This is a genomic window from Arcobacter suis CECT 7833, assembly GCF_003544815.1.
GTDB lineage: Bacteria > Campylobacterota > Campylobacteria > Campylobacterales > Arcobacteraceae > Aliarcobacter > Aliarcobacter suis.
The window spans coordinates 1,020,722-1,036,417 of record NZ_CP032100.1 but is presented as its reverse complement, the minus strand read 5'-3'; the positions used below and the strand labels follow the sequence as shown (position 1 = coordinate 1,036,417).

The 15,696-nt window shown below is 27.6% G+C and carries 18 protein-coding genes; 13 read left to right on the top strand and 5 right to left on the bottom strand.

The annotated features are described in order from the left end of the window. Window positions 1–186: 186 nt before the first annotated feature. From ASUIS_RS13800 to ASUIS_RS05345, 3 genes are read left to right on the top strand one after another with little or no spacing between them, the layout of a single operon-like run. Window positions 187–549, top strand: coding sequence for a phosphatase PAP2 family protein (locus ASUIS_RS13800; protein WP_192894459.1), 363 nt, complete (start codon window positions 187–189; stop codon window positions 547–549). Then, on the top strand, window positions 519–713 hold the full coding sequence (locus ASUIS_RS13990; RefSeq protein ID WP_118886041.1) for a phosphatase PAP2 family protein: 195 nt from the start codon (window positions 519–521) through the stop codon (window positions 711–713). The genes ASUIS_RS13800 and ASUIS_RS13990 overlap by 31 nt, the downstream gene beginning before the upstream one ends. Window positions 714–717: 4 nt before the next feature. Continuing rightward, entirely contained in the window at window positions 718–1,101 is a 384-nt protein-coding gene (locus tag ASUIS_RS05345) for a diacylglycerol kinase (protein WP_118886040.1), read from the top strand. Between the two features lie 48 nt (window positions 1,102–1,149). Here ASUIS_RS05345 and ASUIS_RS05340 read toward each other — a convergent pair whose 3' ends face one another. Further along, window positions 1,150–2,106, bottom strand: coding sequence for a TerC family protein (locus tag ASUIS_RS05340; protein ID WP_118886039.1), 957 nt, complete (start codon window positions 2,104–2,106; stop codon window positions 1,150–1,152). A gap of 168 nt (window positions 2,107–2,274) precedes the next feature. Next, window positions 2,275–2,703, bottom strand: a complete 429-nt coding sequence (locus ASUIS_RS05335; RefSeq protein WP_118886038.1) for a hypothetical protein — start codon at window positions 2,701–2,703, stop codon at window positions 2,275–2,277. 136 nt (window positions 2,704–2,839) lie between these two features. On the opposite strand from ASUIS_RS05335, the gene ASUIS_RS05330 reads away from it, so the two are divergent. The 7 genes from ASUIS_RS05330 to ASUIS_RS05300 all read left to right on the top strand — a co-directional run bounded on the left by ASUIS_RS05330 (window position 2,840) and on the right by ASUIS_RS05300 (window position 9,060). Then, window positions 2,840–4,465: a YcaO-like family protein gene (locus ASUIS_RS05330; RefSeq protein WP_118886037.1), complete on the top strand. Its 1,626-nt coding sequence runs from the start codon at window positions 2,840–2,842 to the stop codon at window positions 4,463–4,465. Between the two features lie 45 nt (window positions 4,466–4,510). Next, window positions 4,511–4,888, top strand: a complete 378-nt coding sequence (locus tag ASUIS_RS05325) for a DUF302 domain-containing protein (protein WP_118886036.1) — start codon at window positions 4,511–4,513, stop codon at window positions 4,886–4,888. A 1-nt stretch (window position 4,889) separates the two neighbouring features. Continuing rightward, window positions 4,890–5,363 carry a DUF2721 domain-containing protein gene (locus ASUIS_RS05320; RefSeq protein WP_118886035.1) on the top strand — a complete coding sequence of 158 codons (474 nt, stop codon included), beginning with the start codon at window positions 4,890–4,892 and terminating at the stop codon, window positions 5,361–5,363. 147 nt (window positions 5,364–5,510) lie between these two features. Then, window positions 5,511–6,767: a DUF455 domain-containing protein gene (locus tag ASUIS_RS05315; protein WP_118886034.1), complete on the top strand. Its 1,257-nt coding sequence runs from the start codon at window positions 5,511–5,513 to the stop codon at window positions 6,765–6,767. A gap of 7 nt (window positions 6,768–6,774) precedes the next feature. Next, window positions 6,775–7,902: an acyl-CoA dehydrogenase family protein gene (locus ASUIS_RS05310; protein ID WP_118886033.1), complete on the top strand. Its 1,128-nt coding sequence runs from the start codon at window positions 6,775–6,777 to the stop codon at window positions 7,900–7,902. Window positions 7,903–7,917: 15 nt separating this feature from the next. Continuing rightward, a complete protein-coding gene (locus ASUIS_RS05305; RefSeq protein WP_118886032.1) occupies window positions 7,918–8,748 on the top strand; it encodes a phosphate/phosphite/phosphonate ABC transporter substrate-binding protein in 831 nt (276 codons plus the stop codon). An 81-nt stretch (window positions 8,749–8,829) separates the two neighbouring features. Continuing rightward, window positions 8,830–9,060 carry a transcriptional antiterminator Rof gene (locus ASUIS_RS05300; RefSeq protein ID WP_118886031.1) on the top strand — a complete coding sequence of 77 codons (231 nt, stop codon included), beginning with the start codon at window positions 8,830–8,832 and terminating at the stop codon, window positions 9,058–9,060. Window positions 9,061–9,106: 46 nt separating this feature from the next. Here the strand turns inward: ASUIS_RS05300 and ASUIS_RS05295 are convergent, their stop codons facing one another. Together ASUIS_RS05295 and ASUIS_RS13680 are read right to left on the bottom strand one after the other, a co-directional pair. Continuing rightward, on the bottom strand, window positions 9,107–11,344 hold the full coding sequence (locus ASUIS_RS05295; protein ID WP_118886030.1) for a methyl-accepting chemotaxis protein: 2,238 nt from the start codon (window positions 11,342–11,344) through the stop codon (window positions 9,107–9,109). 108 nt (window positions 11,345–11,452) lie between these two features. Next, window positions 11,453–11,596 (bottom strand): hypothetical protein, encoded by a 144-nt coding sequence (locus ASUIS_RS13680; protein ID WP_192894460.1) that lies wholly within the window; start codon window positions 11,594–11,596, stop codon window positions 11,453–11,455. A 231-nt stretch (window positions 11,597–11,827) separates the two neighbouring features. Here ASUIS_RS13680 and ASUIS_RS05290 point away from each other — a divergent pair, with 231 nt between their 5' ends. Then, window positions 11,828–12,646: a ribonuclease HI gene (locus tag ASUIS_RS05290; protein ID WP_118886029.1), complete on the top strand. Its 819-nt coding sequence runs from the start codon at window positions 11,828–11,830 to the stop codon at window positions 12,644–12,646. Between the two features lie 67 nt (window positions 12,647–12,713). Beyond that, window positions 12,714–13,682 carry an aldolase catalytic domain-containing protein gene (locus ASUIS_RS05285; protein ID WP_118886028.1) on the top strand — a complete coding sequence of 323 codons (969 nt, stop codon included), beginning with the start codon at window positions 12,714–12,716 and terminating at the stop codon, window positions 13,680–13,682. Window positions 13,683–13,704: 22 nt separating this feature from the next. On the opposite strand, the gene ASUIS_RS05280 is transcribed toward ASUIS_RS05285, so the two are convergent. Continuing rightward, on the bottom strand, window positions 13,705–14,013 hold the full coding sequence (locus ASUIS_RS05280) for a monooxygenase (RefSeq protein WP_118886027.1): 309 nt from the start codon (window positions 14,011–14,013) through the stop codon (window positions 13,705–13,707). A gap of 172 nt (window positions 14,014–14,185) precedes the next feature. On the opposite strand from ASUIS_RS05280, the gene ASUIS_RS05275 reads away from it, so the two are divergent. After that, complete coding sequence (locus tag ASUIS_RS05275) at window positions 14,186–15,673, top strand: inorganic phosphate transporter (RefSeq protein ID WP_118886026.1); 1,488 nt, start codon at window positions 14,186–14,188, stop codon at window positions 15,671–15,673. Window positions 15,674–15,696 lie beyond the last annotated feature (23 nt).

The following is a 15,696-nucleotide window of genomic DNA, read 5'->3' as shown; positions in this document are numbered from 1 at the left end:
TTTTATCAATTTCCAAATTATGATGTAATACTGTAATTTTTACAATATTGCATGGTATAATCTCGGGATAAACTAAATTTTTTGGATGATAAAATGATACAACTGTGTAGGTCATATATTATTGTGTTTATTATCTTCTCGAGTGCTTCTCTTATATCTTTAATCTATTATACATACAATGGCTATATGACAAATTTTGATTATATGGTACTTAAATTATTTTATCAATCAAAAAGTACGATACTAAACCATTTTTTCTTAACTATTACTTGGCTTGGCTCTCTTTGGATATTGTTACCATTAGGTATTGCTATACTTATTTTTCTTCCATACCGATTTAAAAACTTTAAAATAGTTTTTGTAGTTGGATTTTTGGGTACGATAGTGATAACTCATACTATAAAAAATATTGTTGAACGACAAAGACCAAATTTTTTTGATGCATTAATCGATATGCCATTAGATTTTTCATTTCCAAGTGCTCATACAGCACAAATAACTGCATTTACATTTTTATTATGGTACTTTTTTTTAGAGAAGGTTCATTAAAGAGTATTTTATTAAGCAGCATATTATTACTTATCGCTACAACTGTAGCTTCTTCCCGTATTTATTTACAAGTTCATTTTCCTAGCGATGTAATAGCTGGATTTTTTGTTGCAATTATATGCTGTTTTACTGCTTTATTAACTATAAAATCAAATCAGAAGTAATTATATGAAAAATAAATTTCTAGATACAGGGGAGAATGGATACCACCCTTTACGAAAATTTAAAATTATACTTTCAGGATTAAGATATGCCGTTATATATGATTTTAGTGTTATGTATAAAATTATCATCTCAATTTTGATATTTATACCAGTAGTTATGTTTAAAGAATGGCTTGATGCATCATTGATTATTTTAGCTACTGGTGTAATGCTTGCAGCAGAGATGTTTAATAGTGCCATAGAAGCAATTTGTGATTTTATGGAAACTCGTCATAATGAAAAGATTAAAATTATAAAAGATATAGCAGCATCAGCTACTGGGGTTACTATTTTTGTATGGATAGTTGTTATCTGTATAGAGGCAATAGAAATAGTAAAAATATTTTAATCATATAGAATGCAAAATAAAAATTTTGCATTCCATGATAGATAAAATTTATATTTTTTTACTTGTTTTTTTGATGCTAGCTATAATAGATATTGCTAAAACACCTATTACAAATCCAAGTGACAATAGTATTGGTATCTTGTAAAACTCCAGAATAAGAAGTTTTATCCCTATAAATATAAGTATAACAGCCAAACCATATTTAAGTAGTTCAAACCTATCAGACATATCAGCTAAAATAAAATATAATGCCCTTAGACCCAAAATAGCAAAAATATTTGATGTATAAACTATAAAAGGATCTGTAGTCACTGCGAAAATAGCTGGAATACTATCTACTGCAAAAATAAGATCTGTAACCTCTATGAATATCAAAACAACAAAAAGAGGTGTAATCCATGTTTTACCATCTATTTTTACAAAGAATTTCTCACCATGGTAATTATCTGTTATTTTAAAATTTTTTCTCAAAAACTTTATAATAAAATTATTTTCTATATCACCACTATCCTCACCAGCTGTGAACATCTTAATCCCAGAAAATAGTAAGAAAGCACCAAATATATACAAAATCCAATGAAATTGGCTAACTAAAGTTGCACCAACAACAATCATAATAGATCTCAAAATCAAAGCACCAAAAATACCATATACTAGTACTCTTTTTTGATAGATTTCGGGCACTTTAAAGTATGCAAATAACATAACAAATACAAAAAGATTATCAACAGCTAGTGACTTTTCTAAAATATAACCTGTCAAAAATTCAAGACTTTTTTGGGTTGCTATATCTTCATTATATTTGCCACTTAAATAAAAATAGAGCCACAAATTAAATAACATCGCTATAGTAATCCAAACAACAGACCATATAAGCGCCTCTTTTGTAGATACTTTAGTATCTCCTTTGCGACCTAGCATAAACATATCTACAAATATCATTACGATTACTACTATAAAAAAAACTCCTAGCATCCATGGCTCACCAACTGTTTGAAGTTCCATCTTAATTTCCTTTTTAAAATTATAATGTGTTATATATTTTATCAAAAAAATAAAATTTTTCTAATTAAGCCTTGAATTTTATTCTCTTATAGAAAATCATTTACAGATTTATAATAAGAGATGATATTCTCTAAAACTTATTTTATTTCATTTTGTAATGTTTTTATTTTACGCTTCTTCCGTCACATAAAATGTAGTTTTACCATTTTTAGGGTCAAAATTCACACCATCTTTTGAGATATATGTATTTATGATTTTTCTAGCTTTTTTAAATGAACTTGCATTTCCTATCTCTTCTCTTTTATCATCTGGTGTGATTACTGTTTTGTCGTAACCTTTTGCAAATTTTTTAGCAACACTTGCGTCTTTGAATGAATATTTAACTATTTCAATATCTCTTTTTACATCGATTGTTGCTTTTTTCTTTTCATCTTCAAATCTTAAAATTCTATTTCCATTTGATGAAATTTTCATTGTTGTTGCTGTTTCAATATTTTCTGTATCTTCAACAATTACATACTCTTTTCCATTTATTAATAATATTTCATCATCTAATTTTTTAATCTCTTTGATTATTGTTTTTTTACCTTTTGCCATTTATAAACCTTTATATATTTTTCTATTGATTTCGTATTGTAGCTAATATTTCCGCCCAATTCTTGGAATATAATTTTTTCAGCTATAATGAAAGCCTTTTATAGAAAAATCAATACGAATCGAGAACAAAAATAAAATGAATTTATTATCAAAAAATAGCCCCGTAGAACAATCAATTAATAAAATGAAAGCTGTATTAAAAGATGTTGGTTGTGAAGCCTCATTTTCACAAGAAAAACACCCTTTAGAAAACTGCTTCTCAGTAAACTTAGCTTCAAATGAAGCACCAAATCATATCTATTCAAATGGAAAAGGAACAATCTCAGACGCTTCAATAGCAAGTGCTTATGGAGAATACATCGAAAGATTACAAACTAACAACTTTTTTATAGATTTCCATTTACCAAATAGAAAATATTATCCAGATGAAGTTGCTTTTGATTTTGGAGGAGATTATTTAAATCCTGAATTAAAAAAGATTTATAGTGCAGATGGTGAACTTGAAGATAAAGATTTAGTAGATTTCAATAGCGATTACATGGACAAAATCGTAGCTTTACCATTCATCAAAGAATCAACAAAAGAAAAAACATATATCCCAATAAATATTTTAAGTAATCTTTTTGTAAGTAACGGACTTGCAACTGGAAACACAGCAAATGAAGCAAAAGTTCAAGCATTAAGTGAAATCTTTGAAAGATACGCAAAAATTGCAATTATCAAAGAAGGTTATGCACTTCCACAGTTTCCAGAAGAAGTTGTAAAATCATTTCCAAAAGTTTACAAAGATGCTCAAACTTTAAGGGATTTAGGTTACATAATCGAGATTTTAGATGCATCTTTAGGTGGAGTTTTCCCTGTAACTGCAATTTCACTTATAAACACTAAAAACAATACTTTATTTGTATCTTTTGGAGCGCACCCTATTTTAGAAGTAAGTCTTGAGCGAACTATGACTGAACTTATGCAAGGAAGAGATTTAACAAATCTTGATGCCTTTGAAATTCCTACTTTTGATATGAGTTTAGTAGCTGATAGTTTTAACTTAGAAGCTCACTTTATTGATTCAAATGGAAAATTAGGTTTCCCATTTTTAAGTGCTAAAAAAAGTTTTGAATATGCTCCTTGGAAATATGAAGGGAATGGAAGTGATGATGAATACGCATTTTTACTTGATATTTTAAACTCTCAAAATAGAGAAATGTATGTAAGAGAATATACATATTTAGACTTTTATTCTTGTCAAATGATTGTTCCAAATTTCTCAGAAGTTTATCCACTTGATGATATGGTTTACAACAACAAAAACAATGGAAAACTTATCCGAGATATGGTTTTAAACTTTGAAAAATACGATACAAACGAAATTTTAGACACTCTTGATAGTTTAGATGATTCTTTAAATATGCAACTTTATATTGGTGTTATTTTTGAAGAAAACTTCACAATGGGAGATTTTAAAGCTCAAATGTTACTTCTTTTAGAAGAGTATAATGATGCTTTAGAGATTTTAGAGTTTGGAAATAATAAATTTGGTCATTTAGTAGCTCAATTAATCAGAATGCAAAATGATGAACTTGTATGGGAAGAGTATGAAACAGCTTTAAATAATGTTTATGGAAAAGAAAAAATCCAAAAAGCAGTTGATGTTCTTGAAGGTAATGGCTTTTTAATAAATAGAACTTTACATAAAGATTATTACAATATGTTATCAATGTTTGATAAACTTGAAGTTAAAAAATTGGCTTTTTATAAAAATTAATTAGTTATAATCAAACAATTTTTACAAAATATAAAGGAAAATAATATGCAATATATGGAAGTTACAAACAAAAGTGTTCAAGAAGTTATAGATTGTTTAAAGGAAATATCTTCAAAGTATAAATTTGGAATTCAACATATTCATAATATAACTGAAACTTTAAAATCAAAAGGGATTGAATTAGGAAATGAGTGTCAAATTGTTGATATTTGTAATCCAATAATTGCACAAAAACTTTTAAGTGAAGATATGTCACTTTCAATTATCATGCCTTGTAAAATCTCTGTTTATACCCAAGATGGTGAAACAATAATAGCTATGAATTCTTTAGTTCAATTAGTAGATGATATAAACCCTGATTTAATAGAAATTGCGCAAGAAGCACAAGAACTATTATTAGAAATCATTGATGAAATAAAATAAAATGTTAACAATGATAGAAGCAAGTAGTGTAAATAGTGTTTCTCAACTAATTCAACTCTCAGTTGCACCTGTATTTTTACTTGCAGGTGTTGCTGGATTATTAAATGTTTTTACAGGAAGACTTTCACGGATTATTGACAAAGTTGATAAATTAGATAAATATGAAGATGAAAATCAAAAACTTTTAAAAGATGAAGAAACTCTTTTAAAAGTCAAAGAACGAAGAAAATTTCTTACAAAAAGAATGAAAAATACAAACCTTGCTATACTATTTGGTACATGCACTGGTTTATTAATTGCAATGGTGATAGTAACTATGTTTTTAAGTGCAATATTTCAATTTAAAGACTCGTTATTGATTGTTATTTTATTTATTGCTGCAATGCTTTGTTTGATTAGCTCGTTAATTCTCTTTTTAAGAGAAATTTTTTATACAACTACTTTTATAAAAAGTAAAAAAACTTATATCCCTTGATAAAAAGTAAAATATATTTTACCTTTTAAATCAAAACTTATTTTGTTTTAGTTAGAATCTTACTCTTAGACCTATGGAATAGGTACTCATCTTAAGTATAAAATGCTTAAAAGATGTTATTTCAAATACTTTGGAATATTATAGTATATGCAAAATACAAATCTTCACTCTAACTCTTTATTTATTGGTAATTTACCAATAGGCAAAGCTCTATTTCTGAAACTTGAAAATGCCTTATTATTTGTAAAAGAGAATGAAATTCTTGAACTTATTTCAACAAATGAGAAGATTGAATTTGAACTACAAAGCTGGTGTAATCTAAAAGGATATAAACTTTTAGAAAAACTTGTTTTAAAAAATCAATTTTCATACAAAATATTAAATTGTAAAAAATCTGCTTACAATAAAGAAGCAAATTTTGGATTTACTATGGATGGAATAAATACAAATAATCCAAAAGTTTCTAACTGGAATTTTGAAGAAAACTCAATAGAAACAAAAGCTCCTATAAATCATGGTTTAATGGGAAGAGATACAGTCATTGAGAATGGGACTATTCAATATAATTTCTCACTAAATCATAAAGAGCAATTATGGGCTCAACCTGTTGCTAAATTATACGAAGATGCAAAAAATTCCCAATGGAATGCAACTTCTGATATTTTATGGAATGAAATTCCTACTTTTGAACCAAAATTTGAACAAGCTATTTGTCAAATAATGACTTATTTAATTGAAAATGAATTCTCAGCATTATATATTCCTGGAAAATTTATTTCACAAATGAATCCATATTATATGGAAATTCCCCTATTTTTAGGTTCTTTAATGAACGATGAAGCAAGACATATAGAAGTTTTTACAAAAAGAGTTAATGCAAATTCAGGAGGAATACAATACTCTTCAAATGTAACTCAAAGATCATTGTATTCACTTTTTATGGAACAAGACTACGTAAAATCTTCTTTTTTACTTCATGTTATGGGAGAAGGAACATTTATTGATTTACTTAAATTTCTTGAAAATTATATGCCTGATAATGCTACAAAAAAGATTTTAAAATATGTTAGACAAGATGAAACAAGGCATGTGGCTTATGGAATGGCTCATTTAAAATCTGTTTTAGAACAAAATCCAAAAAAAATAAATATGCTAAAAGATACTGCTTTTAAAAGAAAAGAATTTATGGATGAACTAAATGGTGAATCTACTCTTCTTTTAGAAGCACTTGCAACATTAGCTGGAGGAGATTGTTCTATTTCAAGTTATAAAAAAGGTTACGATGCTGTTGTTGACTTAAAAAGTAGAATGGATAAAAATAGAGTAAAAAGATTAATAGAAATTGGAATAGATGAAGATTTAGCAATTGATATTTCTAAAGTACATACACCAAATTTTATGTGAGGACTTAATGAAAAATATATATGAAAATACATTTTCTTTTGCTAAAGAAAAAATTGAATGTAATAGTTTGGATGCTGATTTAAATGCACAATTTCCTGAAAAAAGTTTTAATGCATTAAAAGAAAATGGTTATATGGGATTAGTAGTTCCAATTGAATATGGAGGAAAAGGTTTAACTATACTTGAACATACACAAACTATATTAGCCCTTGCTCAAAGTTGTGCTACAACAGCATTATGTTATATGATGCATAATGTAGCAACTATGTGTATAGTAAGCCATGGTTCAAAAGAGTTAAAAGACAAATTATTACCAAAAATTGCAAAGGGAGAAATAACTCTTGCTTTAGCTTATAGTGAAACAGGAACAGGAACTCACTTTTATCAACCTGAAATTACTTTTTCACAAAAAGATGAAAAGTTTGTATTAAACGGTAAAAAAAGTTTTGTAACTTCTGCTGGTTTTGTGGATTATTATTTAGTTTTATCTCAAACAATCAACAAAGATGGATTAAACAACTGGTTAATTTCAAAAAATTCTCAAGGATTAGAATTTCACAATCAAGCATGGGATGGATTAGGGATGAGAGGAAATGCTTCTATGCCTATGAATTTAAATAATGTAGTTGTAAATGAAAGTGATAGAGTGGGAGTTGAAGGAAGTGGAGCAGAACAAGTATTTACAGTTGTTGCTCCATTTTTTGTAATTGGACTTGCAGCTGTTTACAGTGGAGTTGCTCTTAATGCTTGTGAAATTATAAAAAATCACTCTATGGGAAGAAAATATACTAATAGTGGAAGTTTAAGTGAAATTCCAACGGTACAAAATGATTTAGCAACAATTTATATCAAAGCTCAAAGTGCAAAACATTTTACTCTAGCAGGTGCAAATGCGGGGTTAAATATGCAAGAAGATGCTTTAGCACAAATTATTTCTGCAAGAATAAATGCCTCAATAGCAGCTATTGAAGTTTGTACTTTAGCAATGAAAATTGGTGGAGGAACTGCTTATGCAAAACGATTACCAATTGAAAGATTATTAAGAGATTCTTTTGCTTCACAAGTTATGGCTCCAGGTATTGATGTTTTATCAATTTGGTTAGGAAAAGCTTTAACTGGTCAACAAATTCCATAAAAACAAGGAAAAAAAATGAAAAAAACTATTATGTTAGGTGCAGTTGCATATGATGCGAAAGTTGTACCTATTTGGGATATTATAAGAGATTATTACAACGACAACAATCTAAGATTGGACTATGTTCTTTTTTCAAACTATGAAGCTCAAGTAGAAGCTTTAAATAAAGGTATGATTGATGTTGCTTGGAATACAAATGTTGCTTGGGTTAGAATGCTTCATTTAACACAAAATAAAGCGAAAGCTTTGTTAATGAGAGATACAGATATTGATTTTAAATCAATATTTATAGCAAAAACAAATAAAAATATAAATTCAATTAGTGATTTAAAAGGTAAAAGATTTGGTTTAGGAAGTAAAGATTCTGCCCAAGCCGCAATTTTACCTTATGAATTTTTAAAACAAGAAGGATTAAATCCGTTAAAAGATTTAAAACTTGTAAGATTTAATTCTGATTTGGGTAAACATGGAGATACTGGAAAAAGTGAATTTGATATTTTAGATGCTATCTTAAAAGATGAAATTGACGCAGGAGCAATTGGAAGTACTACGTGGATTAGAATAATTGAAGAAGGATTATTTCCAGAAGGTGAAATTACAGCTTTTTATGCAAGTGCTGGATATTGCCATTGTAACTTTACTGTTATGCCAAATGCAGATGAAAAAATGTGTGAAAATTTTACAAACATGATGTTATCACAAGACCCAAATAATCCTATTATCAAGAAAATGATGATTATGGAAGGTCTTAATAAATGGGTAAAAGTTACAAATAAAGAGTTAGAAGGTTATGAAGTTCTAGCAAAAGCTATGAAAGATCAAAATTTATTAGAAAACTCTATTTAAAAAATCTACAACTTTGTATATTTTAATAAGAAATATACAAAGTTTAGTATAATTGGCTTTTTAAAATACAAAAGGCTTTAAATGTATACACCAATCTCATGCGAATTTTTTGACCAATTAAATGTGGCAATGCAAAGAAAAATCCCCTCAACTATTGTTTATTTAGAAGATGACGAAAAAAAAACTCTAAAAGGTTTAATTGAAACTATGAGTGTAATTAACGGAATTGAATATGTGATTTTTAACTCAAAAGAGCAAATAAGACTAGATACTGTTTTAACTTTTAATGGAAGAAGATATAAAGAAGAGTAAAAGAAAAAAGACTATTTGCTCTTTTTTCTTTTTTCTTTTTATATTTTTAAACTCTAATTGAATCTTTTCCATTAAACTCTTTTGCATCTGCTTGATCAATAATTGTATTTGATATTTCAAGTGTTTGTTCTGCAATTTCATTTGCTTCAGAGGCATTTTGTGCATTTATTTGAGTGATTTTATCCAAATTATTAACAGCATCGTTTATTTGAATCATACCTGTTGATTGTTCTCTACTTGCTGTTGTAACATTTTGAATTAAATCTAAAGTTACAGTAATATTTTCATTTAACTCTGCGTAACCTTTTATCATATTAGAAGCTATATCTTTTCCTTCTTTAGTTTTCTTTTGGGCATTTTCAACTAAATCTTTTATTTGTTTAGCCGCTTCTGCACTTCTACTTGCAAGTGTTCTTACTTCTCCTGCAACTACTGCAAAACCTTTTCCAGCTTCTCCTGCTGTTGCTGCTTCAACGGCTGCATTAAGTGAAAGAATATTTGTTTGAAAAGCGATTTGATCAATTATTGTAATTGCTTCACTAATAGCTGTTGTTTGAGAATTTATATCTTCCATTGAAAGAACAGTTTTATTTGCTAAATCTTGACCTAAAGAGATTGATTCTTTTACTTTATTTCCAAAACCTGCCATTTTTGCAGTTGTTTGAGTATTATTTGTAATATTTGATGTAATTTCTTCTAAAGATGCCGCTGTTTCTTCAAGTGAAGCAGCTTGAGAATTTGCAGCTTTTGCAATTCCTTGCATATTTTGAGTTAAAATATTTGCATTTTTACTTAATAACACTCCAATTTTTTTGTTTTCCATTAAAGTTTGTGTTATAACTTCACCTAAAATATTTACATCTTTTTCAAGTTCTTTTATAATACCTTCTAAATTGTTTTCTGCTAATTTAGGTCTAAAATCTAATTTTGAATATGAAGTTAAAACTTTTAAGATGTTTGAAATATTATTGTTTAAAGTTCCTAACATTTCATTTATAATATTTTTTAGTTCATTTAAAGAAGGATTGTTTGAACCTAACTCAATTTTTGAATCTAAATAACCTTTATTTATTTGGTTCGTAACTCTAATTGTATCAGCTATTAAAGCTCTATCTTTTTGGATATTTGCTTTTGTATCTTCAATATTTTTATTGATAATTCTTGACATCATTCCTAATTCATCATTTGAGTTAACTTTGATAAGTTCAATATCATCTTTTTCAAAATTAATAAATGCAAAAAAGTTTTCAACACCTCTTTTTACAGAATCAACATCAATTAAAATTGTAAATGCAATAGTTCTTGCTAAAATCATAGTTAAAGCAACACCAAATGCACTTAAAAATCCAAATATAATCATATTTTGACTAGCATTTGTCATCTCTTTATCAATAGTATTTATCAAATTTTGTGAAATATGTTCTTCAATTTTCTTTAGAATATTAATTTTATCAGTAATTTGTTTGAACCAATGATTAGCATCAATACTAAAATTCGAATCAAGATTACTATATAAAGCAACTTTTCTCATTTTTTCAACTTCATTTATTGATTCACCTTGAAAAGTTTTTTTATAAAAATCAACTATTTCTAAATCACTTACTTTTAAAAATGAATCCATATATGCATTTTGTTCAGCAACTAAAGTATAAAATTTAGCTTTCATTCCTTCACCAAAACTATTTTTAGCAAAAGTATTAGTTCCAACTGCTCTTTCGATTCCAGCTCTCTCTTTTGACAATAAAAAGTTCATATAAGATACTAATTCTTGAGATACTTTTGAACTATTTGATAATTTTGTGATTGTTCCAATTACATTTAATAATAATGAATTGGCATCTGTATAATAGGCAATTGCAACACTAGCATTTATAGATAAACTATTAACACCATTTCTTGTAGTGCTTAAATCTTGAAGTTTTTTAAGACCGTTATTTAAGTTTTCCGAAAACTCTAAACTATAAATATCTTTATTAAATGTAGTTAAAAAGCTATTTAATTCTTTAAATTTTTCATCAACTATTAATCTTTGAGCAGGAAGTTCTATTTTGAATTTTTCTCCATTACTCCCTAAAAATCCAGCGGTCATACCTCTTTCTTTTTGTGTTTCGTGAACTAAATCTCCAATTTTTACAGAAAGAACAACAACCTTATCTAATGATTGTAAATTTCTTGAAGTACTAAATGAATCTACCGCCAGTTTTGCTGCTAATAAAATAACAACAAAAAGGGGTATCAACATTATCAAAATCAATTTTTGTTTAATTGATAATTTTGAAAGCATAAAACATCTCCATCTTTATTTTTTATAATCATAACCAAATAATATTTGATTAGTAATGATTATAATCAAGAAAAATTAGATTTTTATAAAATAAATAATTTTTTTAGCTTAATTTTTTTTGTTAATTATTAACTTTGTTTTTTCGATATTCAATCCAGCTTTAGAACTAGCGTCCTCTAAACTTTCATTATTTTCTAAAAGTCTTAATAAAACTTCGATTTTTTTGTTTGTTTTTATATGTGTAATTGACATATGATTTTCCTTTTTTTTCTTCATTTCAATGAAGTTATTAAAAAGATAAAATGAGCTTGTTGTCTAGATGAGTAATATTAACAGTGTGGGAATCAATAAAAGGCAAATAACAGATGAAACTCGATTCATCTTTAGTGCCTACAGTCTAACAGAATAAAAAAATAAAAGCAAGGGCTTTAGTATATTTTAGTACAATTCTTTTCAAACTAAAAAATATAAAGAAAATCAAATATGAAAATAGACAATAATTTTATCCAATTAATTTCCCATAAAGAGACTTTAAACAAAGAACAATTTAAAATTTTAGGTTTAGATTATTCAAGTGAAGAAAACTGGAAAAATCAAGCTTTAGATAAAGAAGTTTCAAAAAATGATATGAACTTACTTATGCTTTTAAAAGGTGATTTATCACTAAAAGCACAGGAACAAATTATAAAAAACTATCATATGGTTTTAGAATTTAACAACATAAAACCAAAATCAGTTTATGAAATACCAAAAGTCCAAACTGAAAAAAAAGTTGAAATAAACGAAGATGAAGAACATATACGAATCTATTGTGATGGAGCATGTTCAGGAAATCCTGGAAACGCTGGAAGTGGATTAGCAATTTATTCAAATAAAAAAAATCCTGTTTTACTTTATGGTGCTTACGAAGAAGAAGGAACAAATAATATCGCTGAATTAAATGCACTTCATCAAGCTTTAGTAATTGCAAAACAAACAAGCAGTGATAATATTATCTCTATTTTTTCAGATTCAAAATATGCAATTGATTGTATTACAACTTGGGCATATTCATGGAAAAAAAATGGTTGGAGTAAAAAAGGCGGAGAAATAAAAAATCTTGAACTAATAAAAGAGTCTCATAATTTATTTTTACAATTAAAAGATAAAATTGAAATAAATCATGTAAAAGGTCATGCAGGAGTTGAAGGAAATGAACTAGCAGATAGAATGGCAGTTTATACAATAAAAGCAAAAAATAAAAATTTTGAATTTTATTCTTACAATAAAATAGAAGAAGTTTTAAGTATGAAATCTTATTAAAGATGAATTTGAGAGCCTTTTAGGTATGATATTAGTAATTATTTAGAAGAAAGAACAAGGAACAATAATGATTGAAAAAAAGGGTTCAATACTAACAGTTAGAGAAGATATAAAAGTTTTCGATTGTACAATAAGAGATGGTGGATTAGTAAACAACTACCATTTTAGCGATGAATTTGTAAAAGCACATTATGAAACTTGCGTAGCTGCTGGTGTTGATTATATGGAAATCGGGAAAAATGTATCTCCTACAATTATGAGTGTTGATGAATATGGTCCTTGGAATTTCTGTAAAGAAGAAGATATTAGAAGAATTGTTGGAAACAATGATACAAATATGAAAATTGCTGTTATGGCTGATATTGGAAGAAGCTTAAAAGAAGAACTTAGACCAAAATCTGAAAGTGTTGTTGATATGATAAGAATCGCAACATATATTCATCAAATTCCAGCTGCAATCGAATTAATCGAAGATGCTCATGCAAAAGGTTATGAAACAACTGTAAATATTATGGCTATTTCAAAATCATTTGATGATGAGTTAGATGAAGTTTTAGCACAATTAGCAAAAACTCCTGTTGATGTAATTTATATTGCTGATAGTTTTGGTTCTTTTTATCCTGAACAAATCAAAAAATTAACAGACAAATATTTAAAAGTGGCTCAAAAAGCTGGTAAAAAAATAGGAATTCATGCACATAATAATCTTCAATTAGCTTATGCAAATACGCTAGAAGCAATGATTTATGGAACAAGCTTTTTAGATGTTACGATTTCAGGTCTTGGACGTGGTGCTGGAAACTGTCCACTTGAATTATTGATTGGATTTTTAAAGAATCCAAAATATAAACTAATGCCTGTATTAAAATTTATTGAAGAATTTATTGTTCCACTTGAAAAAGAACTTGACTGGGGATATAGTATTCCATATATGTTAACTGGTCAATTAAATGAACATCCAAGAGCTGCAATGAAAGCTAGAGATGAAAAAGATACTAAATATAGAGAGTTTTATAGAAATCTATTGGTTGATTAAAAAAGGGCTTAAATGCCCTTTTTTATTTTAAGAAACCTGCATTTGTTATTAAACTTAACGGTTCATTTACACTAAAAATTTTTGCTCTTATATCTTTATATCCAAAACTTTCAAGTCTAGCTGTATGTTTAGTCAAATATCTTTTTGCATCAGCTTCATTTGAAAAAAGATAAATTCCCCCTGCTTCTTTTGTAGTTTCATTTTCAGTCCAGATTTTCCATAATAATCCATCTTCACTTGATATATCAGTTGCTAAATCCACAAAAGCTTTTGAAAACTCTTCACCAAAGATTTTATCATGGGGAAAATCAACTTGTAAAATATATGCCATAAAATATCCTTTTATTTTTCTTCAATTTTAGAGTTAATAGGCTTTAGATTTAGTTATAGTTGAAACAAAAATCAAGAACTGAAAGATTCAAAAGTTAAACTAGGGTATAATGCCAAACTTTTTGGCTTTTTAATTAAAGCTAAACACATTTTTGTTATTTGAGGATGTATGAATGTCTGTTTTGTGGGATGCTTTAAATAATATCGATAACTTTACAATTGGCTTATTGCTTTTGTCATTGGGTATCGCATTATTTTATGAAATGATTAACGGTTTTCATGATACAGCAAATGCTGTTGCTATGATTATATATACTAATTCTATGAAACCAGGATACTCTGTTATTATGGCTGGAATTATGAACTTTTTTGGTGTTATTTTGGGTGGAATTGGGGTTGCTTATGTAATTGTACATTTATTACCACTTGATATTATGGTATCTTCTGACCAAAATGCTACATTAGTAATGATTTTTTCACTATTAATTTCTGCTCTTGTTTGGAATTTTGGGACATGGTATTTTGGTTTACCAGTTTCTAGTTCACATTCACTAATAGGTTCATTAGTAGGAGTTAGTGTAGCTTTTGGAATGATGCATGGATTTACTTTTTCTCAAAGTCTAAACTGGAAAGTTGTTTATGGAATTTTAACTGCATTAGCTGTTTCTCCTATTTTGGGATTTGGATTAGCATTTTTGATTATGAAACTCTCACGAAAAGTTGTAAAAAACCCAAAATTCTTCAAAACACCAACTGGAGATAAAAAAAAGAAACCTAATTTTTGGATGAGAACAGGAATCATAGCAACAGGGGCTGGAGTTAGTTTTGCACATGGTTCTAATGATGGGCAAAAAGGAATAGGTCTTATTATGATTATTCTTATTGGAATTCTACCAACTTATTATGCTTTAAATATGGAAGCTCATCAATATAAAATTATGCAAACAAGAGATAGTGCAGCAAATTTAGCAAAATTCTATGCAGATAATAACGATACTCTTACAAAACTTTTAAATGAAAAACAACTTATCAGTGCATTAAAAATCCAAAATTCAATTACAGAGTGTAATGTTAATCAAGTATATAATACAACACTTGAAATTTCTACAAAACTTGATGGTTTAAAATCATATTCTGAACTTACAGAAGATGATAGATGGAAAATTCATACAGCTGTTTTATGTTCAGATAACTTCTTTGGACAAGTTGAAAGAGCTTACAAATCAATAGATAAAGACAAATCTGACTATATTGCAGATCAAAGAAAACAAATGATTACTTCTACTGAATATGTACCTTATTGGGTTATTATAGCTGTTGCTTTAATGATAGGTATTGGAACAATGATAGGTTATAAAAGAGTTGTTCATACTATTGGTGAAAAAATCGGTTCTAAACCAATCAATCATATGCAAGGTGCTGTTTCTCAAGCAATGGCAATGGTAACTATTTTATTAGCAAACTTTGCCCATGCACCTGTTAGTACAACTCATATTGTTTCAAGTTCTGTTGCTGGAACTATGGTTGCAGAACCAGATGGTGGAGTTCAGAAAAAAACAATTAATACAATTTTACTTGCATGGCTTTTTACTTTACCAGTTACAGCTTTAATGGGTGCTGGTATTTATGTATCTTTAAGTTATATTACAAAAATCGGTTAATCTACAATAAAATATTTTGGAAG

Excerpts from the sequence above, each read along its gene's own strand:
- ASUIS_RS13680 (WP_192894460.1), bottom strand. The coding sequence starts at position 11,596 with ATGTCAATTACACATATAAAAACAAACAAAAAAATCGAAGTTTTATTA.
- ASUIS_RS05295 (WP_118886030.1), bottom strand. The coding sequence starts at position 11,344 with ATGCTTTCAAAATTATCAATTAAACAAAAATTGATTTTGATAATGTTG.
- ASUIS_RS05325 (WP_118886036.1), top strand. The coding sequence starts at position 4,511 with ATGCAATATATGGAAGTTACAAACAAAAGTGTTCAAGAAGTTATAGAT.
- ASUIS_RS05280 (WP_118886027.1), bottom strand. The coding sequence starts at position 14,013 with ATGGCATATATTTTACAAGTTGATTTTCCCCATGATAAAATCTTTGGT.
- ASUIS_RS05305 (WP_118886032.1), top strand. The coding sequence starts at position 7,918 with ATGAAAAAAACTATTATGTTAGGTGCAGTTGCATATGATGCGAAAGTT.
- ASUIS_RS05330 (WP_118886037.1), top strand. The coding sequence starts at position 2,840 with ATGAATTTATTATCAAAAAATAGCCCCGTAGAACAATCAATTAATAAA.
- ASUIS_RS05345 (WP_118886040.1), top strand. The coding sequence starts at position 718 with ATGAAAAATAAATTTCTAGATACAGGGGAGAATGGATACCACCCTTTA.
- ASUIS_RS05320 (WP_118886035.1), top strand. The coding sequence starts at position 4,890 with ATGTTAACAATGATAGAAGCAAGTAGTGTAAATAGTGTTTCTCAACTA.
- ASUIS_RS05340 (WP_118886039.1), bottom strand. The coding sequence starts at position 2,106 with ATGGAACTTCAAACAGTTGGTGAGCCATGGATGCTAGGAGTTTTTTTT.
- ASUIS_RS05300 (WP_118886031.1), top strand. The coding sequence starts at position 8,830 with ATGTATACACCAATCTCATGCGAATTTTTTGACCAATTAAATGTGGCA.
- ASUIS_RS13800 (WP_192894459.1), top strand. The coding sequence starts at position 187 with ATGACAAATTTTGATTATATGGTACTTAAATTATTTTATCAATCAAAA.
- ASUIS_RS05335 (WP_118886038.1), bottom strand. The coding sequence starts at position 2,703 with ATGGCAAAAGGTAAAAAAACAATAATCAAAGAGATTAAAAAATTAGAT.
- ASUIS_RS05310 (WP_118886033.1), top strand. The coding sequence starts at position 6,775 with ATGAAAAATATATATGAAAATACATTTTCTTTTGCTAAAGAAAAAATT.
- ASUIS_RS13990 (WP_118886041.1), top strand. The coding sequence starts at position 519 with ATGGTACTTTTTTTTAGAGAAGGTTCATTAAAGAGTATTTTATTAAGC.
- ASUIS_RS05285 (WP_118886028.1), top strand. The coding sequence starts at position 12,714 with ATGATTGAAAAAAAGGGTTCAATACTAACAGTTAGAGAAGATATAAAA.
- ASUIS_RS05315 (WP_118886034.1), top strand. The coding sequence starts at position 5,511 with ATGCAAAATACAAATCTTCACTCTAACTCTTTATTTATTGGTAATTTA.
- ASUIS_RS05275 (WP_118886026.1), top strand. The coding sequence starts at position 14,186 with ATGTCTGTTTTGTGGGATGCTTTAAATAATATCGATAACTTTACAATT.
- ASUIS_RS05290 (WP_118886029.1), top strand. The coding sequence starts at position 11,828 with ATGAAAATAGACAATAATTTTATCCAATTAATTTCCCATAAAGAGACT.